22 protein-coding genes are annotated in these 22,044 nt (G+C 33.5%); 16 read left to right on the top strand and 6 right to left on the bottom strand.

What is annotated here, in order from left to right:
- Positions 1–13: 13 nt before the first annotated feature.
- Positions 14–1,267 carry a methionine adenosyltransferase gene (metK, locus tag DUZ96_RS01535; protein WP_114299796.1) on the bottom strand — a complete coding sequence of 418 codons (1,254 nt, stop codon included), beginning with the start codon at positions 1,265–1,267 and terminating at the stop codon, positions 14–16.
- A gap of 203 nt (positions 1,268–1,470) precedes the next feature.
- On the opposite strand from metK, the gene DUZ96_RS01530 reads away from it, so the two are divergent.
- A complete protein-coding gene (locus DUZ96_RS01530; protein ID WP_114299794.1) occupies positions 1,471–2,565 on the top strand; it encodes an acyloxyacyl hydrolase in 1,095 nt (364 codons plus the stop codon).
- Positions 2,562–3,305 carry a head GIN domain-containing protein gene (locus DUZ96_RS01525; RefSeq protein ID WP_114299792.1) on the top strand — a complete coding sequence of 248 codons (744 nt, stop codon included), beginning with the start codon at positions 2,562–2,564 and terminating at the stop codon, positions 3,303–3,305. Before DUZ96_RS01530 ends, DUZ96_RS01525 begins: the two co-directional genes overlap by 4 nt.
- Here the strand turns inward: DUZ96_RS01525 and gldA are convergent.
- Positions 3,298–4,191, bottom strand: a complete 894-nt coding sequence (gene gldA / locus DUZ96_RS01520) for a gliding motility-associated ABC transporter ATP-binding subunit GldA (RefSeq protein ID WP_114299790.1) — start codon at positions 4,189–4,191, stop codon at positions 3,298–3,300. The genes DUZ96_RS01525 and gldA overlap by 8 nt on opposite strands.
- Positions 4,192–4,463: 272 nt before the next feature.
- On the opposite strand from gldA, the gene DUZ96_RS01515 reads away from it, so the two are divergent.
- Genes DUZ96_RS01515 through DUZ96_RS01500 form a run of 4 tightly spaced genes read left to right on the top strand, consistent with a single transcriptional unit; the run spans position 4,464 to position 8,397 of the window.
- Positions 4,464–5,291, top strand: a complete 828-nt coding sequence (locus tag DUZ96_RS01515; RefSeq protein WP_114299788.1) for a prephenate dehydratase — start codon at positions 4,464–4,466, stop codon at positions 5,289–5,291.
- The gene (locus tag DUZ96_RS01510; RefSeq protein ID WP_114299786.1) at positions 5,288–6,430 is read left to right on the top strand and encodes a pyridoxal phosphate-dependent aminotransferase; all 1,143 of its coding nucleotides are present in this window, start codon (positions 5,288–5,290) and stop codon (positions 6,428–6,430) included. Before DUZ96_RS01515 ends, DUZ96_RS01510 begins: the two co-directional genes overlap by 4 nt.
- A gap of 5 nt (positions 6,431–6,435) precedes the next feature.
- Positions 6,436–7,287 carry a prephenate dehydrogenase gene (locus DUZ96_RS01505; RefSeq protein ID WP_114299784.1) on the top strand — a complete coding sequence of 284 codons (852 nt, stop codon included), beginning with the start codon at positions 6,436–6,438 and terminating at the stop codon, positions 7,285–7,287.
- 27 nt (positions 7,288–7,314) lie between these two features.
- On the top strand, positions 7,315–8,397 hold the full coding sequence (locus DUZ96_RS01500; protein WP_114299782.1) for a bifunctional 3-deoxy-7-phosphoheptulonate synthase/chorismate mutase type II: 1,083 nt from the start codon (positions 7,315–7,317) through the stop codon (positions 8,395–8,397).
- Between the two features lie 43 nt (positions 8,398–8,440).
- Here the strand turns inward: DUZ96_RS01500 and DUZ96_RS01495 are convergent, their stop codons facing one another.
- On the bottom strand, positions 8,441–8,923 hold the full coding sequence (locus DUZ96_RS01495; protein ID WP_114299780.1) for a hypothetical protein: 483 nt from the start codon (positions 8,921–8,923) through the stop codon (positions 8,441–8,443).
- Positions 8,924–9,002: 79 nt separating this feature from the next.
- Between DUZ96_RS01495 and rsgA the strand changes: the two genes are divergently transcribed.
- From rsgA to rlmN, 6 genes are all read left to right on the top strand, one after another.
- Positions 9,003–9,953, top strand: coding sequence for a ribosome small subunit-dependent GTPase A (gene rsgA / locus DUZ96_RS01490; protein WP_114299778.1), 951 nt, complete (start codon positions 9,003–9,005; stop codon positions 9,951–9,953).
- Positions 9,950–10,402: a D-aminoacyl-tRNA deacylase gene (gene dtd / locus DUZ96_RS01485; RefSeq protein WP_114299776.1), complete on the top strand. Its 453-nt coding sequence runs from the start codon at positions 9,950–9,952 to the stop codon at positions 10,400–10,402. Before rsgA ends, dtd begins: the two co-directional genes overlap by 4 nt.
- Positions 10,403–10,405: 3 nt before the next feature.
- Positions 10,406–10,732, top strand: a complete 327-nt coding sequence (locus DUZ96_RS01480) for a nucleotide pyrophosphohydrolase (protein ID WP_114299774.1) — start codon at positions 10,406–10,408, stop codon at positions 10,730–10,732.
- A 34-nt stretch (positions 10,733–10,766) separates the two neighbouring features.
- Positions 10,767–11,993: a 3-phosphoshikimate 1-carboxyvinyltransferase gene (locus DUZ96_RS01475; RefSeq protein ID WP_114299772.1), complete on the top strand. Its 1,227-nt coding sequence runs from the start codon at positions 10,767–10,769 to the stop codon at positions 11,991–11,993.
- 71 nt (positions 11,994–12,064) lie between these two features.
- The gene (gene queA, locus DUZ96_RS01470) at positions 12,065–13,114 is read left to right on the top strand and encodes a tRNA preQ1(34) S-adenosylmethionine ribosyltransferase-isomerase QueA (protein WP_114299770.1); all 1,050 of its coding nucleotides are present in this window, start codon (positions 12,065–12,067) and stop codon (positions 13,112–13,114) included.
- Between the two features lie 88 nt (positions 13,115–13,202).
- Positions 13,203–14,243 carry a 23S rRNA (adenine(2503)-C(2))-methyltransferase RlmN gene (gene rlmN / locus DUZ96_RS01465; RefSeq protein ID WP_114299768.1) on the top strand — a complete coding sequence of 347 codons (1,041 nt, stop codon included), beginning with the start codon at positions 13,203–13,205 and terminating at the stop codon, positions 14,241–14,243.
- 44 nt (positions 14,244–14,287) lie between these two features.
- Here rlmN and DUZ96_RS01460 read toward each other — a convergent pair whose 3' ends face one another.
- Positions 14,288–15,733, bottom strand: a complete 1,446-nt coding sequence (locus DUZ96_RS01460; protein ID WP_114299766.1) for a T9SS type A sorting domain-containing protein — start codon at positions 15,731–15,733, stop codon at positions 14,288–14,290.
- Between the two features lie 174 nt (positions 15,734–15,907).
- Between DUZ96_RS01460 and DUZ96_RS01455 the strand changes: the two genes are divergently transcribed.
- The 4 genes from DUZ96_RS01455 (at position 15,908) to DUZ96_RS01440 (ending at position 19,520) form a co-directional block, all read left to right on the top strand.
- Entirely contained in the window at positions 15,908–16,885 is a 978-nt protein-coding gene (locus tag DUZ96_RS01455) for a polyprenyl synthetase family protein (RefSeq protein WP_114299764.1), read from the top strand.
- 119 nt (positions 16,886–17,004) lie between these two features.
- Positions 17,005–17,568, top strand: coding sequence for an RNA polymerase sigma factor (locus DUZ96_RS01450; RefSeq protein WP_114299762.1), 564 nt, complete (start codon positions 17,005–17,007; stop codon positions 17,566–17,568).
- Complete coding sequence (locus DUZ96_RS01445; RefSeq protein ID WP_114299760.1) at positions 17,555–18,340, top strand: hypothetical protein; 786 nt, start codon at positions 17,555–17,557, stop codon at positions 18,338–18,340. Before DUZ96_RS01450 ends, DUZ96_RS01445 begins: the two co-directional genes overlap by 14 nt.
- A gap of 46 nt (positions 18,341–18,386) precedes the next feature.
- Entirely contained in the window at positions 18,387–19,520 is a 1,134-nt protein-coding gene (locus DUZ96_RS01440; RefSeq protein WP_114299758.1) for a hypothetical protein, read from the top strand.
- A 125-nt stretch (positions 19,521–19,645) separates the two neighbouring features.
- On the opposite strand, the gene DUZ96_RS01435 is transcribed toward DUZ96_RS01440, so the two are convergent.
- Both DUZ96_RS01435 and DUZ96_RS01430 read right to left on the bottom strand, forming a co-directional pair.
- Positions 19,646–20,398, bottom strand: coding sequence for an endonuclease/exonuclease/phosphatase family protein (locus DUZ96_RS01435; RefSeq protein WP_181855209.1), 753 nt, complete (start codon positions 20,396–20,398; stop codon positions 19,646–19,648).
- 155 nt (positions 20,399–20,553) lie between these two features.
- Complete coding sequence (locus DUZ96_RS01430; RefSeq protein ID WP_114299754.1) at positions 20,554–21,897, bottom strand: ADP-ribosylglycohydrolase family protein; 1,344 nt, start codon at positions 21,895–21,897, stop codon at positions 20,554–20,556.
- Positions 21,898–22,044 lie beyond the last annotated feature (147 nt).

The raw sequence follows: 22,044 nt of genomic DNA, 5'->3' as shown, positions 1-22,044 counted from the left end.
ATAATTTCAACTACTATAATTTAAAAGCCTCCTTAACCTTATCTACATAGTCTAGTTTTTCCCATGTAAATAACTCTACATCCATTGTTACGGATTCTCCATTTGGTTGTTCAAAGGTCTTACTTACTGTAATATTTTCCCTTCCCATATGGCCATATGCGGCAGTTTCACTGTACATTGGTTGGCGTAATTTTAGTCGCTTTTCTATCGCTGCTGGTCGCATGTCAAAAAGGGTAGCAACTTTTTCTGCAATCTCACCATCAGTTAAATTTAAAGGGCAAGTACCGTAAGTTTCAATAAAAATTCCCATTGGTTCAACCACACCAATAGCATAGGATACTTGGACTAAAACTTCTTCACATAAACCAGATGCCACCAAATTTTTAGCAATATGCCTAGTAGCATAAGCGGCACTTCGATCAACCTTACTTGGATCTTTGCCTGAAAAAGCACCACCACCATGAGCTCCTTTACCACCATAAGTATCCACAATAATTTTTCTTCCCGTTAATCCTGTGTCACCATGTGGTCCACCAATTACAAATTTACCGGTAGGATTGATGTGATATTTAATATCCTCAGTAAATAAGGGTTTAATATGTTCTGGCAATTTTTTAACTACTCTTGGGATCAATATATCCACCATATCCTTTCTAATTTTAGAAAGCATGACCTCTTCGCTATCAAAATCATCATGTTGCGTTGATATAACGATAGCCTCTATGCGCTGTGGTGTATTATCGTCACTGTATTCTATAGTAACTTGACTTTTAGAATCTGGTCTTAAATACGTAATCTCTTTGTTTTCTCGTCTCAGCTCTGCCAATTCCCTTAATATTAAGTGAGAAATATGAAGAGCCAAAGGCATGTAATTGTCCGTTTCACTGGTTGCATAACCAAACATCATTCCTTGGTCACCAGCACCTTGTTCTTCTTTTACTCCCCTATCTACACCTCGATTAATGTCTTCTGATTGTTCATGGATTGCAGATATGACACCACAAGAATTTCCGTCGAACATGTACTCTCCTTTTGTGTAACCGATTTTATTAATGGTATCTCTAGCAATTTTCTGAACGTCTAAATAGGTGTTTGATTTAACTTCACCTGCCAATACAACTTGTCCTGTAGTAACTAAGGTTTCGCAAGCTACTTTAGATTCTGGATCGAAAGCTAAAAAATTATCAATTAAAGCATCACTGATTTGATCTGCTACCTTATCTGGATGTCCTTCTGATACACTCTCTGATGTAAATAAATACGCCATATGTAAATTCTTATGTGTTGATTTGACGTAATTGTTCGGAAAGTTTACACTGTCTTTAGCATTTTTTCCCGAGGTTGCAATCAGTCAAATCATTCCTCTAATTTTGATGAGCAAAAATACATATTAAAATGTAAACAGAAAACCTTAATTGCTTAAGATACTCTTAAATAAAAACAATTATTTTTACGGTCAATTACAAGTTTATGAGGCAAAGGCTTAGCTACCTTTTTATATTATATTGTTTTTTTGGCTTTTCTCAAGTAGACAAAACTTCTAATACATATTTTGATTTAAATTATTTCTCAGGCAATATTGCGCTTCATAATACTGATATACTTCATTTGATATCTGGGAGACCACAAGGCTTTATATTTAGTTGGAATAAAAAGACCTATGGAGAAGAAGCGTGGGAACAACGATTTAATTATCCTGATTACGGTGCGTCATTCATTTATCAGGATTTAGTTGATGAAAGATTGGGTAATAACTTTGGGTTATATGCGCATTATAATTTTTATTTTTTTAAGCGGAACCTTACCCTTAGAATTGCACAAGGATTAGCTTACACAACCAATCCCTATGATAAAATTGACAATCCCAAAAATATAGCTTTCGGCACAAGACTTTTAAGTTCAACTTACTTAATGGTTAATTATAAAAAGGAAAACCTATTCAAGCACTTTGGGATACAAGGAGGTTTATCATTAATACACTATTCTAATGCTAATGTAAAAGCACCAAATACAAGTATAAATACCATTGCATTCAATGTAGGTGTAACCTATAATTTGGCCGAAATTGAAAAGGAATACATAGAGAATTTGGATGAGGAAAAATTTACAGAACCAATTAGATTTAATATAGCCTTTAGATCTGGGATTAACCAGAGTGATGTAATAGGTAGTGGGCAATTTCCGTTTTATATTTTGTCTGCTTATGCAGATAAACGATTAAGTCACACAAGTGCTGTTCAGTTTGGGGTAGATGCATTTTTCTCAAATTTTCTTAAAGAATTAATTTATTATCAATCTGTGTCATTTCCAGAAGAAAATGTGAGCGGAGATGAGGATTATAAAAGAGTTGGGCTTTTTGTAGGACATGAGTTATTTATAAACAGAATGTCAATTGAAACACAACTTGGTTATTATGTATATTATCCATTTGATTTTGAAGGCCGAACCTATATTAGAATAGGTTTGAAAAGATATTTTAGAAATAAGTTTTTTGCAGCGGTAACATTAAAATCACATGGTGCGAAGGCCGAAGCTGTAGAATTGGGTATAGGTGTTAGATTATGAAAAAAATAGGTTACATATTAAGTCTATTAGTATTCGCTTGTAATAGCGAAGATGCTAATGATTGTTTTCAAACTTCGGGTGACATTATACAGGTAGAAATTGATGTGAACAGTTTTGATCAAATATTAGTAAATAGAGATATAGAATTAGTCATTAAGGAAGCGCCCGATTTTAAGGTAACAGTAGAAACAGGTGAAAACTTAATTAATGATGTTGAGATCGAAGTTATTGGAGATAGATTAGTATTAACCGATAATAACACTTGTAATTATATTAGAGATTTTGGTATTACAAAAGTTTTTGTGGAAGCACCTAGTATAACTGAGATAAGAACATCCTCACAATATGATGTGTCGTCTAATGGTATTTTAAACTTTGATGACTTAACATTGTTATCTGAAGATTTTAATGGTGAAGGTGAATTTACAGTTGGTGATTTTAGATTAAGTCTTGACTCACAAAATCTTTCCGTTATATCTAATAATATTTCGTTCTTTTATTTAGATGGTGAAGTAGACGAGTTATTTGTTGGATTTTTTGCAGGATCTGGGCGCTTTGAAGGGGAGGATTTAATTGCTCAAAATGTACAAATTAGTCATAGAGGGAGTAATGATATTATTGTTAATCCACAACAATCTTTAACTGGTATAATAAGGGGAACAGGAAATGTAATATCTGTTAATGAGCCTCCTATTGTTGATGTTGAAATTATTTATACAGGAGATTTAATTTTCAACTAGTTAGCTCCCTAAAGAGACTTTCTAAACTTGTATTTTTTTGATTTAACTGTAAAATCCTAAGATCGTTATCATGAGCAAAATCAAAAACATGTGACCTCATGTCTTCTTCGGTAGAGAAGGTAATTTCATACACAAAACCGTTTGGGTTTTTTACTGATTTTACCATTGGTAATTTCAATAAAAAAGCTTCTTCAACCCTATAATCAAATTCGACAATAACTATTTGTTCTTGTCCGTCCCTCAACTCTTTGAGATATTTATCTGCAACAACTTCTCCTTTATTAATAATTATCACCCTATCGCACATGGCTTCAACCTCTTGCATAATATGTGTAGAAAGAAATACAGTTTTCTCTTTGCCGATAGACTTAATTAAATTTCTGATTTCAACGAGCTGATTAGGGTCTAATCCTGTGGTCGGTTCATCGAGTATTAAAACATCTGGGTTGTGCAATAAGGCATTGGCCAATCCAACGCGTTGGCGATAACCTTTAGAAAGCTGCCCTATTTTTTTATGAGCTTCTGGTGTTAACCCTGTGAGTTCAATCACTTCATTTATTCTCGATTTTGGCGTACCGTATACATTAGCATTAAAATCTAAGTATTCTTTAACATACAAATCTGTATATAATGGATTGTGCTCTGGTAAATATCCAACACTTTGCTGTACAATTTTCTTGTCAATACAAACATCATGACCATTGACCATCGCACTGCCTTCATTTGCATTAATATAGGTGGTTAAGATCTTCATCATAGTCGATTTTCCAGCACCATTTGGTCCTAGAAATCCAACGATTTCAGCATCTTTAACTTTAAAGGAGACATTGTTGAGCGCTTTTTGCTCCTTGTAATACTTGGATATATTAATTACTTCAATAGACATTTTTCAGTTTATTTTTTCAAAAATAGGTATTCTATAATATTGTAGCCTAAATATTGACAATTCTTTAATTCTTGATATTAATATTCAAAAAAAAAGGCTCTTATTTTTATTTGTAAAAATATTAATTACTTTAGCATGAGAATTATAACAATGAATACATTTAAAACATATTATAGCTGGTTTTATTTCTTTTTTAGCAAAAGAAACGAGGCTTAGTATGTTTTAATAAAATATAATTATGAAAGTCTCGATTTGGTCGAGACTTTTTTGTTATGAGCAAGCCAATAGCAATACAAGGAATTAGAGGTTCATTTCATCACGAAGTGGTTCAGCATTATTTTAATGGAAGTAATAATGTAATTGAATGCATGTCTTTTGATAGTGCTGTAGATAGTTTATTAAATGGTAAGGCAGATGATATCGTTATGGCATTAGAGAACTCTATTGCAGGATCTATATTACCCAACTATGCGTTAATAGATAAGCACGATCTTAAAATTGTAGGTGAATATTTTTTAGATATTCAACATAGTTTAATGGCCTTAGATGGACAAACGATTAATGATATTAAAGAGGTGCACTCGCACCCCATGGCACTTTTGCAGTGCAAAGTGTTTTTAAAAAAACACCCACATATAAAATTGGTTGAAGCAAAAGATACTGCTGATGTTGCAAAACAAATATCTGAAGATAAGATATTCGGCATTGCGGCTATTGCTAGTAAGAATGCTGCCTTAATGTTTGGTTTAAATGTTTTGGCTGAGAGTATTCAAACTATAAAGCATAATGAGACAAGGTTTGTAATTGTAAAACGCGAAAGTCCAGAAGCAAACGAAAAGATGCTCAATAAGGCTTCCTTAAAGTTTATTTTGGACCATAAACGTGGCAGTTTGGCTACTATACTTAATGTTATGAGCGATTGTAAGCTTAATTTAACAAAAATACAATCCTTACCAAAAATAGATACACCATGGAAGTATGCCTTTTTTGTAGATGTTACTTTTGATGAATATAAAGACTACGAAAAGGCTAAATCCATAATAGCATTAATGGCTGATGATTTTAAAATATTGGGTGAATATAAAAATGCAAGATTATGATTGAAGTAGCAGATCGATTAAAGAACGTAGAAGAATACTATTTCTCAAAAAAACTGAGGGAAGTTGCGTTTTTAAAGTCACAAGGTAAACCAATTATCAATCTTGGTATAGGTAGTCCTGATTTAGAACCACCTCATAAAGCTACTATTGTACTTCAAGATAGTTTGTTAGATGAAGGGGCTCACAAATACCAGAGTTACCAAGGTTTACCAGAGTTAAGAACTGAAATTGCAAATTTCTATAGAAACAGATATAAGGTTAACCTTAGTGCACAAACGGAGGTGCTTCCTCTTTTAGGAAGTAAGGAAGGTATAATGCATATTTCAATGGCATTTTTAAACTCTGGCGATGAAGTGTTAATCCCAAATCCTGGATATCCAACATATGCAGCAGTTACCAAATTATTACAAGCAAAGCCAGTTTATTATGATTTAATTGAAGAAAATCACTGGCTTCCAGATTTCATTGCATTAGAACGCTTGGACTTAAGTAAAGTTAAAATTATGTGGATTAGCTATCCGCATATGCCAACTGGCGCTAAAGCAACAAATAAGTTTTATGATGAGGTAATTGCCTTTGGGAAGCGTCATGATATATTAATTGTTAATGATAATCCATACAGTTTTGTACTTAATGATAAACCAATAAGTATAATGCGTTATCGTAATGCCAAGGATGTTTGTTTAGAATTAAATTCATTGAGCAAAACCTTTAATATGGCAGGATGGAGAGTCGGCATGTTAGTTGGGAATTACGATTTTGTTCAAGCTGTACTTAAGGTTAAAAGTAATATGGATTCTGGGATGTTCTATGGTGTACAAAAAGGAGCGATTGAAGCACTCAAATGCTCTGATCTTTGGTATGTAAGTTTAAATAGTGTTTACCAACAACGAAGAGAGCTAATCTGGAAATTGGCAACCGAATTAAACTGCACTTACGATGACGATTCAGCAGGAATGTTTGTTTGGGCAAAATTGCCACCACATGTTAAATCTGAAGAATTCACAGATTTAATCTTAAAGAAACATTCTGTGTTTATTACTCCAGGTACGGTCTTTGGTAGTAATGGTGAAGGATATATTAGATTTTCGTTATGTGCCTCAGAAGATATAATTAAAGAAGCAATTGCAAGAGTATAAAGATTATGAATAATTTTTATGTCATAGGAGTTGGGTTAATTGGAGGAAGTTTTGCTTTAGATATTAAGGCGCTGTACCCAAATTGTACTGTTTATGGTATAGACAATAATGAAGTTCATATTCAACAGGCATTAGAATTAGGCGTAATAGATAAAAAAGCTACTATTACAGAATTGAAAAATGCGGAAATGGCAGTATTAGCAATTCCGGTTGATACCACTATTAAAGTATTGCCAGAAGTCTTAGATAATATTTCAGATGAAACTATTGTTTTTGATGCCGGTTCTACAAAAGAGGATATTTGTTTAGAGGTAAAGAATCATCCTAAACGCAGAAATTATTTAGCAGCACATCCAATTGCGGGTACTGAGTTTTCTGGACCTAAGGCGGCCATTAAAGGACTATATAAAAATAAAACAAATATCATTTGCGAAGTAGAGGACACAGCGTTTAAGTTACAGGAAAAAGCCCTGAATTTATTTTCAGATTTAGGTATGAGAATTCGCTATATGAATCCTAAAGCACATGATAAGCATATCGCATACGTATCACATTTATCTCATATAAGTTCTTTTATGTTAGGTAAAACAGTAATTGAAAAAGAGAAGAACGAAAGAGATATTTTTGATATGGCAGGCAGCGGATTTGAAAGTACTGTGCGATTGGCAAAAAGTTCACCTGCTATGTGGACACCAATTTTTGAACAGAACAAAACCAATGTAATTGAAACCCTAGAAGAATATATTTCAAATCTAAAGCACTTTAAAAAGCTAATGGAAGATGAAGACTTTGAGGCAGTATATAAAGAAATGGAAGAAACAAACCATATACAACACATATTAAACGGAATAAAATAAAATCTAGAAGAAGAGATTAACAACAAAATGGAAAACAAGAAAGAATTAAGGAATTGGTTAGACGCTTTTAACTTAGATCATCCACTAGTTATAGCAGGACCATGTAGTGCGGAAACAGAACAACAAGTATTAAACATTGCTCATCAATTAAAGGATAGTGATGCCACCGTATATAGAGCAGGAATTTGGAAACCAAGAACGCGTCCAGGAAATTTTGAAGGTGTAGGTGCCCTAGGATTAAAATGGCTTCAAAAAGCTAAGCAGGAAACTGGAATGATGATTACAACTGAGGTTGCTAACCCAAACCATGTGGAGCTTGCTTTAAAACATGACGTAGATATCCTATGGATTGGTGCTAGAACTACTGTAAGTCCTTTTATAGTACAAGAGATTGCAGAAGCATTAAAAGGAACAGATAAACCTGTTTTAATTAAAAACCCAGTAAACCCAGATTTATCATTATGGTTGGGAGCAGTAGAGCGTTTTTATACAGCGGATGTGAAAAACCTGGGTGTAATTCATAGAGGATTCTCTACTTACGAAAAAACACGTTATAGAAACAACCCAGAATGGCAAATCGCGGTAGATTTACAAAACCGTTTTCCTGATTTACCATTAATTTTAGATCCATCACATATTGCAGGTAGACGTGATATCATTTTTGATCTTAGTCAGACAGCTTTAGACTTAAATTATGATGGATTAATGATTGAATCGCATCACGATCCCGATAATGCTTGGAGTGATGCTGCACAGCAAATTACACCTGAAGTGCTTATTCAGTACACAGAAGATTTAAGGATAAGAAAAGAAACAGATGATGATGCCGTTTTTAACAATAAGATCAATACACTTAGAACCAAGATTGATGTTATTGACCATCAATTAATAGAAATATTGGGCAAGCGTATGCAAGTTGCAGATGCAATTGGTCAATTGAAAAAGGACCACAACGTGGCCGTATTACAATCTAAACGTTGGAACGAAATCCTAGGCAAAATGATTTTAGAAGGTGAGGAAAAGAATCTTAGTGAAGAATTTGTATTGCGTATGTTCAAAGCAATACACCAAGAATCAATCAACCATCAAAAAGAAATTATTAATCATTAATAATACTAAAATAAAAGGCTCGCAGACGCGAGCCTTTTTAATATTATTGAGCAATACGCTTAAATATATATCGAGTAACAAATATTCCCTGTCCGTCACCTTTTCCAGCATCGCTTTCGGAGCTACTGGTTACAAATGCGAGTTCCCAGCCATCTTTAGCCATAGTAATGAGTTTTGAGCTTATTACAGCGTCATTGGCCACAATGTTTTGAAATCTAATTCCACCAAGGTTGAAAAAGTTCAATAGCTTTGTTTCTTCAAAATCCTTAACGCGAATTTCACTACGTTTAGACTTGTTTCTGCCATCTTCGTCTTTATTGCTAGAACGTTCAGAAGTGAATTCACTATAGTCTCTAGTAACATTAGACGAAATTAATCTTGACCTACCTAAACCATTTGGTACAATAGATTCAACACTCGTCACAACTTTATACTCAACTTCAGCATAAGATTTTTCATTGTTGATAAACGAAAACGAAATGAATCCAACGAGGAGTAAGCCAATAATTAAATTTTTTTGTTTCATAATACATAATTTAGTTTAGGCTTAAAATTAAAGACTTTTTTCCGTAATTGTTGTTTCTTTGTTATGATTAATAATAACAATGGTCGGAACGGTTTATAAATCTACAGGAAGCTGGTATACAGTTAAAACCAGAAATGGTAAGTTTTACCAATGCAGAATAAAAGGCCGTTTTAGAATTACCGAAATTAAAAGTACAAACCCAATTGCGGTTGGCGATATTGTGCAATTTGAATTAGAGACTAAAAATAACGAGGATACAGGAGTAATTAACCGAATAGAAGAAAGAAAAAACTATATTATTCGTAAATCAGTTAATCTTTCTAAACAAACCCATATAATTGCCTCAAACATAGATCAGGTGTTTCTCTTAATAACACTTAATAATCCTCAGACGTTTACAAGTTTTATCGATCGTTTTTTAGTTACAGCAGAAGCTTATGCCGTAAAAACTATTCTATTATTCAATAAAATTGATACTTATGATGAGGAAGAGCTATTGGAAGTAAAATATTTAGCTTCTTTATACCGTAAAATTGGTTACGAGTGTATTGGTATTTCTGCGACAACAACAGAGAATGTCGATAAGGTCAAAGTCCTGATGGTTAATAAAGTGAGTATGTTTAGTGGTCATTCCGGTGTTGGAAAATCAACTCTGGTAAATACTATTGAACCCTCTTTAGATTTAAAAACGAAGAAAATTTCACAGCAACACATGCAAGGCCAACACACAACTACATTTGCGGAAATGTTCGACCTTAGTTTTGATGCTAAGATTATTGACACTCCTGGAATTAAAGGATTCGGTGTGGTTGACATGGATCCAGAGGAAGTCGGAGATTATTTCCCTGAATTTTTTGCATTAAAACAAGACTGTAAATTCAATAACTGTTTGCATTTAAAAGAGCCAAAATGTGCAGTGAAAGAGGCCTTAGAAAACGATGAAGTGTCGTATTCTCGATATAAGAGTTATCTTCAGATTTTAGAAGGAGAAGAAGAGAATTACAGAACCGATAATTGGGATAATTTATGAGGGTAGTTGTTCAAAGAGTTTCAGAAGCTTCTGTTATAATACAAAATAAGAAGGTTGCTTCAATTCGTAATGGATTATTGGTTTTGTTAGGTGTTGTAAATGAGGATAGTGTGGAAGATATTGATTGGTTGTGTAAAAAAATAGTGAATCTTAGGATTTTTCCAGATGAAAAGGGTGTTATGAATACCTCTGTTTTAGATGCTGATGGCGATATTATTGTGGTTAGTCAATTTACATTACACGCTAGTACAAAAAAGGGTAATAGACCAAGTTATATAAAGGCTGCCAAACCAGATATTGCCATACCTTTGTATGAAAAGTTTGTGGAAAGATTAAATACAGATACAGATAAACCTATTCAAACCGGAGAGTTTGGAGCAGATATGAAAGTACATCTTGTAAATGATGGACCTGTTACAATAATTATTGATTCAAAAAATAGAGAATAAAATATGAATATTCAGAACGCCCAATTAGAAGTTGATAATTGGATCAAGGAACACGGAGTGAGATATTTTAACGAGCTTACCAATATGGCCCAACTGACTGAGGAAGTTGGTGAAGTAGCACGTATAATTGCTAGACGATATGGAGAACAAAGCGAAAAAGAAACAGATAAAGACAAGGACTTAGGCGAAGAACTTGCCGATGTGGTATTTGTAGTTTTATGCTTAGCTAATCAAACAGGTATTGACCTACAAGAAGCTTTTGACAGAAAAATGGATAAAAAAGCAAAACGAGATCACGATAGGCACCATAATAATGATAAATTAAAGTAATTTTGTTCCCGCTTAAGTGGGAATTTCTTTTAATATGGATATTCAAATTTCTAAATCGTCAATTGCTCGTAAATCATCAATTGAAATTACTGGTTCCAAAAGTGAGTCTAATAGGTTGCTATTGCTTCAGGCTCTATATCCTTTTTTAATGATAAAGAACCTCTCAAACTCAGACGATTCAGTCTTAATGCAAAAGGCACTAAAATCAAATGAAGAGGTTATTGATATCCATCATGCTGGCACTGCAATGCGATTTTTAACCGCGTATTTTTCAACCAAAGAAAATAGAGAAACCATTTTAACAGGTTCTTCTCGTATGAAGGAACGGCCAATAAAAATTCTTGTTGATGCGCTGGAAACCCTTGGTGCTAAAATAAGTTACCTTGAAAACATAGGATATCCTCCAATTAAAATCAGTGGCAAAAAACTCAATAAAAACAAAGTGAGTCTAGAGGCAAATGTGAGCAGTCAATATATTTCTGCATTATTGTTAATTGCATCTAAGCTCAAAAATGGCCTAAAACTCACATTAAAAGGTAAGATCACTTCAGTACCGTACATTAAAATGACCCTTGCTTTGTTAAATGAAATTGGAATAGAAACAAAGTTTGAGGATAATATTATTACGGTTAAACCAAAATTATCTGAACCTGAAAATAAAGAAATCACGGTAGAATCAGATTGGTCATCAGCTTCGTATTATTACAGTATTGTTGCCTTAAGTGAAATTGGCACCGAAGTGGCTTTATCGTCTTATAAGAAAAGTTCCTTACAAGGCGATTTTGTATTAGCAGATATTTACAATCAATTTGGTGTTGAAACGCAATTCGATGGTAATACGGTTGCAATTAAAAAAACCTCTGCGGTGGCAAGCGACTCAAAAATTGAATTAGACCTTAGTAACGCACCAGATATTGCACAGACGATTTCAGTTACGGCATTCGGACTTGGGTTAGAGTGTTTCTTATCTGGTCTTCATACCCTTAAAATCAAGGAAACAGATCGTTTAGTAGCCCTCAAGGTAGAGCTTGAAAAATTGGGTGCTGAAGTAGTAATTACGGAAGCAACGTTGCATTTAAAACCATCAACTAAAATTTTCAGTGATGTTGAAATTGCTACTTACAATGATCATAGGATGGCCATGGCCTTTGCGCCGTTAGGCCTGAAAACTTCTTTAAAGGTTAAAGATGCTCATGTAGTTAGCAAGTCCTATCCTCAATTTTGGGAAGATTTAAAAACTCTCGGCTTTAATTTAAAATAAGTAAGTAATTACTTGACAAGGCCTATTTTGAGATTGTATATTTGCAACTTCAAAAAAACAAGACTTAATTTATGAAATTATCACACTTCAATTTTGACCTTCCCGAAGAATTATTAGCAGAGCATCCAGCAGAGCATAGAGATGAATCAAGACTAATGGTACTTAATAGAGAGAAGCAGACAATAGAGCATAAGCTTTTCAAAGATATTATTGATTATTTTGATGAAGGTGATGTGATGATACTTAATAATACAAAAGTATTTCCGGCTCGTTTATTTGGTAATAAGGAAAAAACTGGTGCGCGCATCGAAGTTTTTCTTTTAAGAGAATTAAACCAAGATCAACGCTTATGGGATGTATTGGTGGATCCTGCACGTAAAATTAGAATAGGTAATAAACTCTATTTTGGTGAAGATGAAAGTCTAGTTGCTGAAGTAATAGATAATACTACTTCGAGAGGTAGAACATTACGTTTTCTATATGACGGGTCTTATATGGACTTTAGAAGAAAACTTAATGAATTAGGTCAGACTCCACTACCAAAATACATTAAGAGAGATGTTGAGCCAGAAGATGAAGAGCGCTATCAAACCATATTTGCCAAGAATGAAGGTGCAGTAGCAGCACCAACAGCAGGGTTGCATTTTTCAAAACACCTGTTAAAGCGATTGGAGATCAAAGGTGTTGATATGGCTGAGGTCACATTGCATGTTGGTCTAGGTACGTTTAATCCAGTAGAGGTTGAGGATTTATCTAAGCACAAAATGGATAGTGAGGAAATTTCCATTGATGAAAGATCGGCGACAATTGTTAATAGAGGAATAGAGAATAAGAAGCGTGTGTGTGCAGTTGGTACAACATCTATGAGAACCATTGAGAGTTCGGTTTCTTCAAGCGGAAGATTAAATCCTTATGAAGGATGGACAAATAAATTCATTTTCCCACCTTATGATTTTAGTATAGCAAACAGTATGATTACAAATTTCCATACACCAAAATCTACTTTATTAATGATGGTTTCTGCATTTGCTGGTCACGACTTTATAAAAAAGGCATATGATGAAGCGGTAAAAGAAAAGTATAGATTTTACTCTTACGGAGATGCGATGCTAATTATCTAGTGATACAATATTCAATTTAAAGCCTCTTTTAGAGGCTTTTTTTATTTACGTTAAAACCAGATTACAATTAATTACTTTTGCATCATAAATGGAAATAAAGAAAAAGGACATACGTGCGTTAACGAAAGACCAGTTAAGAGATTTTTTTGTCAAGCAGGGCGATAAAGCTTTTCGTGGCAATCAGGTCTATGAATGGTTATGGCAAAAGTCTGCTCATAATTTTGAAGATATGACAAATATTTCTTTGAAGACTCGCGAGATGCTTCAAGATAATTTTGTTATTAATCATATTAAAGTAGATCAGATGCAACGCAGTTCTGATGGGACTATAAAAAATGCAGTACGCCTTCATGATGACTTAATAGTGGAATCTGTTTTAATACCTACACCAAGTCGTACTACAGCTTGTGTGTCTTCTCAGGTAGGATGTAGTTTAGACTGTAAATTTTGTGCAACGGCAAGGTTAAAACGTATGCGCAATCTTAATCCGGATGAAATTTATGACCAAGTTGTTGCAATTGATAATGAAAGTAGGCTATACTTTAACAGACCTTTGAGTAATATTGTTTTCATGGGTATGGGTGAACCACTGATGAATTATAATAATGTCCTCAAAGCAATTGATAAAATTACCTCTCCTGAAGGTTTAGGTATGTCCCCAAAACGTATTGTTGTATCTACTTCTGGAGTACCAAAAATGATTAAAAAAATGGCGGACGATGAAGTTAAATTTAAACTGGCAGTATCGCTACATTCTGCAATTGATGATGTGCGTACGTCGATAATGCCTTTTAATGCAACTTTTCCTTTAAATGATTTAAGAGAAGCACTGCAATATTGGTATGCTAAAACCAAGAATAGAATAACGTATGAATATGTGGTTTGGGATGGCATCAATGATAAGAGAAAGGATGTAGATGCTTTGGTAGAGTTTTGCAAATTTGCACCAAGCAAGGTAAATTTAATAGAATACAATCCAATTGATGATGGTGAGTTTCAGCAGGCAGACTCAAAAGCAATTGATATGTATGTAGATATTTTAGAGAAGAATAATATTACCGTAACTGTAAGGCGTAGCAGAGGTAAGGATATTGATGCAGCTTGTGGCCAGCTAGCAAATAAGACATAAAAAAAGCGACTTTAAAAGTCGCTTTTTTATTTTATGTACAGTTATTATTTTTTAGCAACTTTAATCGTTTGGGATTTATCTCCAGACGTAATTTTAACTAAATATAATCCTTGAGGTAAACTCGACAAATTTACGCTTTTATTGTCAATATTATTGTTGTTAAAGTTTGCTACTTGTTTACCTAATAGGTCATATACTAAAACACTATCAATTTCATTTACTGACTTAATGTTTAATATATCACTAACTGGATTTGGTGATACGCTGAAAACTTCAATTTCTTCCTCTACCACAGATAAAGCTTCATTTGTTGTAAAACTCCATACAGGTCCAACTGTTGTTCCAAAACAATTTACTGAATCCACACTCCAAAAATATGTTGTGTCTAGGGCTAATCCCGTAATAGGGTCACCGTTTTCAAAATTGTTAAATGCTTGTGTTGGAGGATTTGTAGTGCCTAAATTTAAGGTGTAATCTGTACCTGCTGCCCCTGTACCCCACGAAAAATAAACTCTATTCCCGTCTACATTTACAGCAACATCTGTAGCCATGTCAGCAGGGCTAGGTGAACTTGTCGCCACCGGAGCTGAAGTTTCAGTACAAGCAGAGGTTGTAAAGCTCCAGACAGGTCCTTGAGTTGAACCCGCACAATTAACAGCTGTGACATACCAGAAATATGTGGTGTTTGGTTGCCATGCAAAGTTAATTCCTCCGCCACTATCAAAACCATTAAGTGTTCCAATATCATCACCAGAAGGTGTTGAACCTAATGAGAGATTAAAACTATCTGCAGGATCACCAGTGGTCGCAGCCATCCATTCAAATGGATTAATATTATTAGTTGTACCATAATTTATTTCTACACCAGTAGCTCCATTTGCTGGTGTCGTTGCCATAGTTACTTGATCTGGTGCACTAACAGGACATTGAAAAACAGAAACATTATCAACATACCAAGCAACTGACCAATCACCTGTCCATCTAAATCTGACCTGAGCATTTGCAACACCTGCTAATTCGTTCGTTACATCAAGGTTTATGGCTCCACCTGCATAATTATCTGCAGAGTAATTTGCCACACCAACCCAATTAGTCCCGTCAAAAACTTCCACAAAACCACTACCACCAAAATTTCCCGCAAACAAATGATTATAAGCTAAAGTAACTGATGTTAGTGCAGAACAGTTGAATACTGGACTTTCTAAAGCGGCATTTTCAGCGGTGCCGTTATTACCATAGTCATCACTATCGAAAGTAGCATAATTTCCTGTTGCCCCTCCAGCCGAATAAATTAAAGTATTACCTGCACCAGCAAGTACGGCTTCACCGCCAGATTCTATTGTCCATATCTCGCCATTCCCGGCTATATCAAGATTTGTCCAATCTGCAGGAATAGTGGTTCCTGATTCAAAATCCTCGGTTAGAACAGTTTGTCCAAACATTAGACTCACAGAAAAGACCAATGTGAATAATAAAGTAATGTTTTTCATATAATAATAAGGATTAATTAATAGAAACTAAATTACAAATTATTCAATAAAGTAAAAGTTAAATCTTTAATAATGATAATTTTAACTATTAAGCGTGTGGTAATTTGTAATTTTACAATCTTAGTAGAACGTATAATTTTAGATTTGATAAAAAAGAAGTTTTTAATTATTTAAATGAAAATCACAGAACAAATAAAGCAACCTATAGCCTATGAAATGGAGCTTTTTGAGCAGAAGTTTAGGCTATCTATGGCTAGTAAAGTTGCACTACTCAATAGAATTACCCACTACGTAGTAAACAGAAAAGGAAAACAAATGCGGCCCATGTTTGTATTCCTTGTTGCTAAAATGCTAAATAATGGTAGGGTTAGTGAACGTACATATCGTGGAGCGTCTGTAATTGAGCTTATCCATACGGCTACATTGGTACATGATGATGTTGTAGATGATAGTGACAGAAGACGTGGTTTCTTTTCCATCAATGCACTTTGGAAAAATAAAATTGCTGTCCTCATTGGAGATTATTTATTATCAAAAGGCTTATTACTTTCTATAGATAATAATGATTTTGATCTTTTAAAAATTATTTCAGTTGCAGTTAGAGAAATGAGTGAGGGCGAACTATTACAGATTGAAAAGACGAGACAATTAGATATCACAGAGGAGGTTTATTACCATATAATAAGGCAAAAAACAGCAACCTTGATTGCAGCTTGTTGCAGTTTGGGAGCCGCCTCTGTTAAACCAAATACTCCTCAAGTTGAAACCATGAGAAAATTTGGTGAACTTATTGGAATGGCTTTTCAAATAAAGGACGACCTCTTTGATTATGGTGGAGAAAAAATAGGTAAACCAACGGGAATTGATATTAAAGAGCAAAAAATGACATTGCCATTAATACACGTGCTAAACATTTGTAATAAAAAAGACAAGGCATGGCTTATCAATTCTGTTAAAAATTACAATAAAGACAAGAAGAGGGTGAAACAGGTTATAACCTTTGTGAAAGAAAATGGTGGACTAGAATATGCTATTAAAAAAATGAAAAGTTTTCAAGAAGAAGCACTGTTATTATTGGATAGTTATCCTGATTCACCATACAAAGCGTCCCTAAAGCTAATGGTCGAGTATGTAATTGACAGAAAAAAATAATTTTCATACTACTGATAATCAGTAGTTAATAATAAATTCTCAATCTTTTTTTACTTTCAAGCAACCATTTGTATAACTATTGCGTCTTTTATAATATAAGAGCAATCGTAAAAACCAACATGAAAGTTATACAACTTCATAAAAACGAATCTAAACTCATAAAAAAGGCTTCAAAAAACAATAGAGAAGCACAGCATTTGTTGTATGAACTACATGCTCCAAAAATGCTTAGTGTATGTAGATACTACATTAAGGATGTACATCAAGCGGAAGAGGTAATGCTTAATGGTTTCTTTAAGGTTTTTAAACATCTTAAATCATTTAAGAATGAAGGTAGTTTTGAAGGTTGGATTAGACGAATTATGGTTAGGGAGGCCATTTCGTTTCTTCGTACTAAAAAAAATATTGAGTTTGTTGCAGAGGATAGCTATATAGAGAAGGATTACTCTAATAACATAAAAACAAATATTGAAGTTGCAGAGATACAGCAAGTAATAGATAGTTTGCCAGAAGGATATAAGATGGTATTTGTAATGTATGCCATTGAAGGATATAAACATTATGAAATTGCAGAATTATTGAATATTTCAGAAGGGACATCTAAATCACAATTATTCAAAGCAAGAAAGATTTTACAACAAAAGATTAAAGAATTAAATAACAATAGTTATGGCACCAATTAAATTTGAAGAACAATTAAAGGAAAAGCTTGAAAAGCGCACCTTAACACCATCGTCAGACGGTTGGGCCTATCTATCTGACAGATTAGATGCTGACGACAAGAAATTTAAAAGACCTATCTATTGGTGGTTAAGTATTGCGGCTATGTTAGTTATTATGATTGCTATAACAATCCAGGTTTTTAACAAGGACGAGGTTATTAAGGTTTCGCCAGAAATTGTAAATGAAGATTCAAATGAGATTAAGAAGAATGAAGATGCTATTCTAATTAACAAAGAAAATAACCAATTAGTTAATGAGAAAGTTTCACCTAAAGATCAAATACAGGTAGAAGAAAAAATAGAAAATTCTATTATTAATAGTGATATTAGGCAACTAGTTGAAAATAAATCTGAGCCTAAAACAAAGTTGGTTTCTAATACAAAAAAGGTAGAAGTCAAAAATCTGGAATTAGAGAGTCATAAAGATGACAATAACCAAAACATCATTAAAATTCCAGAGATTGATAAAACAGCAGTGGCAGAAGTAATTGAGAACATTAAGGAAACAAGCACCATACAACTTGATAGAGAAGTAGACTCGTTATTAAAATTAGCTAGCAAACAACTCAAAACAAACAAACTAATTAAAGGATCTAGTAAAATAGTGGATGCGAATGCTTTACTAGAAGAAGTGCAAGATGATATGGGGCAGTCTTTTAGAAGTCGTGTATTTGAAGCGCTAAAGGATAGCTATGAGACGGTAAAAACTGCAGTTGCGCAGCGTAACAATTAAAAGAGAATCAAATTAAACAATTATAATCATCAAAAATCGAACAGTTATGAATACAATTACAAGAATTTTTATCCCATTATTAATATTAGGTATATGTATAATATCATATGGTCAAACCAAAGAGATCGACAGTGTTAATATAGACTCAATGGAACCAGAATTGGCAAGTCAAACATATAAAAATGAACAAATAGAAAAGCTGAAAAAGCAAAAAGAAAATGTAGAAAAGCAAGAACGCGAATATCTAAAAGAAGACATTGAAAAAATAAATCAACAGTTAGACTCTGGTGAGATAACAGCAGAGCAAGCAGAGAATCTAAAGAAAGAGGCGGCTGCAAAGAGAGCAGCAAATATTGCAGATAAGTTGGCTATAATTGATAAGCAGATAGCCATTTATCAAAGAACTGAAAAAGTTTATCAAGCAAGTATGCCGGGATCTGAAGACGACCAGACTATAATCAGAATTGGTGGTGATGACAATACCAGTGAGAGTTTTATTTACATAGGTAAAAAGCACGATGATAAACCAAGAAAATATGACAGAAGAACTACTGAAGATATTGTATTTGCTATTGGTTTTAATAATGCATTAATCGATGGGCAAAGCCTTAACGATTCGCCATATAAACTTGGTGGTTCAGGATTTGTGGAACTGGGCTACGCTTGGAAAACGAGATTGTTTGTCAATACAAATTTCTGGAGGGTTAAATACGGATTTTCTTTTCAATGGAATAAGTTTGATTTGAAGGATAATATGTTTTTGGTAAATAACAATGACCAGATTGAACTACAAGAATTTTCTATAGATTTAGATAAGGCCAAATTCCGAACTACTAATTTAGTATTTCCACTCCATTTAGAATTAGGTCCATCAAAAAAGATAGAAAGAGACAACTACTTTAGATATTCAACACGTAATCAATTAAAGATTGGGCTTGGAGGTTATGCAGGTCTTAATATTGGTAGCAGACAAAAACTTAAGTATAAGGAGGGTGGAGAACGCGTAAAAGATAAGCAAAAAGGAGGTTTTGAAGTAAGTGAATTTGTTTATGGGCTTAGCGGTTATTTAGCTTGGGGTGGTACAGCCTTATATGTTAAGTACGATTTAAACCCTTTGTTTAAGGATCAGACATTCGATCAGAACACCATTTCCCTTGGGTTAAGATTTGACATGGATTAAATCAAACAATATTTTAAATTTTAAGCCTTGATCTATATTAAGATTAAGGCTTTTTCTTTTGAAGTTTTACGCGTCAATTGAATAAGTTGGGATAGTGTCAAATTCTATATTATAATGATAAGGATTTAAAACTTAATTAATAATGGGAAATGATCAGATAAGTGTAAATTGTCAGCTCTTCTATCATCTATGCATCGATAGCTTTTCACCTTTATATTCTTAGTAAGTATATAGTCTATTTTTTTGCTAACAGGTTTTGTAGTATCGAATCCATTAAAAGTACCAATAGGACCATAAGCGGAGGAATCCTCTATTTTGGAACTCAATTTAAACTCTTTTTCTAGAAATTTAATAGGGGATTCTGAAGGAAGGCAATTAAGGTCTCCCATTAAAACTATTCTTTTATTTGTCAATTGATTTTTTCTGATATAATCAATTATTAAATCTGCAGATTTTAAACGTGCATTTTCTCCTTTGTGATCAAAGTGAGTGTTAAAAACATAAATAATTTGTTTTGTTGATTTTGATTTGAATTTTCCGTAAACAACAATCCTATTTAGGTCAGCATCCCAGCCTTTAGAAACCCTATCAGGAGTACTAGATAGCCAAAAAATCTTTTTATCTATTAATTCATACTTAGAATTGTTATAAAAAATAGGACATCCTTCGCTGTCAGTGTCTAACCCATCCCTGCCATGACCGATAAACTTATATCGACCAAGATGGTCAGCAATAAATTTTAATTGATTTGGCATTGCTTCTTGAATACCAATAAAGTCTGGGCTATAGTATTTTAATAGTTTCATGACTCCATTTTTACGGAGATCCCACCAGTTCTCTCCATCATTTGGAGTATCATATCGTATATTATAAGACATAATTTTGGTTTGAGCAAAACAGCTCGAGAAGTTTAGTACTAAGTATATAGTAATAGCTATGAGTCTAGAATATTTCATTTTATTAAATTACTTGTTGTTTGTCTGTAGATAATTCATTTAAAACAACTTTCTATTCATGTTTTTTTTGAATTGATTTAATCCTCGAATCTTTGTGGAATTACCCAGGTATTTTCTTCTTTATTAATTGTTCCGCCCAATTCTTCTTTTACAACTCTGTCAACTATTATCAATCCCTTTTTAGCCATATTTTCAAAAGTGTCAATTCCATTATCTGGGAAGTTTTGTCTTGTTCTGTGGATATTAAATCGATTTGAGAATTGTCTTTTGAAAGTTTTTTCTATTCCATCTTTTCCTATCATAAAACCAATTAAACCACCCCAAGTAGCGGTAGGATTGTCAGAGTCCCATCCAGCAAGAGTTCCAATCTTTATAGTGCGTTTTAAATCGCCCTCACCATAAAATAAACTTACTAAGCTTGCTGCAAAGTTTATACCAGAAGCAAAGCAACCGTTACAATACAAGTTCTTTGAAGTTATATCGTATCCGTCTTGTTGTTTGACTTGATATCTATAATAAATTGAATCTCTAGTTTGTTCCCATTTAATTCCTGATTTATAAAGTTTTTGAGTGTAATCAAACATCTTTGCTGGATAAGAATTATCATTAAGAACTGCTCGGGCTTCATTTGCCATCCAATGTATTCTCTTACTCATAGATATTTCTGTATTCTTTTTTGATGCCAATGAATACATTGAAACATAAAACTTTGAAATATCTTCTGCTTCATTTCTTGCGGTGGTCTGAATAGGTAAATGAGCTATATTGATTGCAACATCAGGTCTTGTAGGTGAGTACAGACCAAAAATCTCAGTAGTTAATTGCGCATCTATCATTTCATAATGTTCATTGTTTGAAGGATTGCCGGTCTCAGGAGGTAGCAAACCATCCCTCATTAAATCAAACGCTTTTTGATTTGACACCCATAAATAATTTTCCTCCTCAGCTTTAATATGTTCTAGCCATCCGTCACGTATTTGTTGCGCTGATAAAATATAAGTGTTATTGGTATTGAGGAGGTACTGATACATATATTCTATATCCGTATCATCATCCGATCCCCAAATTTCAGATTGATCTTTAAAGACGAAGTCAATGCTATCTGAAATATCACTAGGTAACCCTTCGCCCCAAATACTAGGTTGATCTTGTTTGCCCCAGTTTGCTCTTGTATAAAAGTCACCAGTCTTAATTTCACCTATATTGCCAATTTTATCCATTTCTGTAACGAGACCGGTCCAATTGGCAATACTCTGGCCAAGCCAAAAACCATATAATTGATCACAGTATCGAGCACGTGATAAGGAGATGTATTCTTTTTTCTTATTTGTTGAGATTATCTGGGTTTCCTTATTCTTTATCTCAGTATTGCACGAAAAAAATATAATCAATAAAAATACTATTGTTATAAATTGTTTCATTATCAAGGCTTATAATTTTGGATAAGATTCTATTTTATTCAATGTATGTAAGTTAAACGAAGTTCGTCGTTTTTTGGGACAAAGTCAAATTAGTTTCTATCTGCTGTTTTCAAAACAAATAGATTATCTTAAATTTACAGACGTACT

The sequence above is a fragment of the Winogradskyella sp. KYW1333 genome (genome assembly GCF_003335675.1).
Lineage (GTDB): Bacteria > Bacteroidota > Bacteroidia > Flavobacteriales > Flavobacteriaceae > Winogradskyella.
The sequence above is the reverse complement of the archived record's forward strand: the minus strand, read 5'-3'. Positions and strand labels throughout refer to the sequence as shown.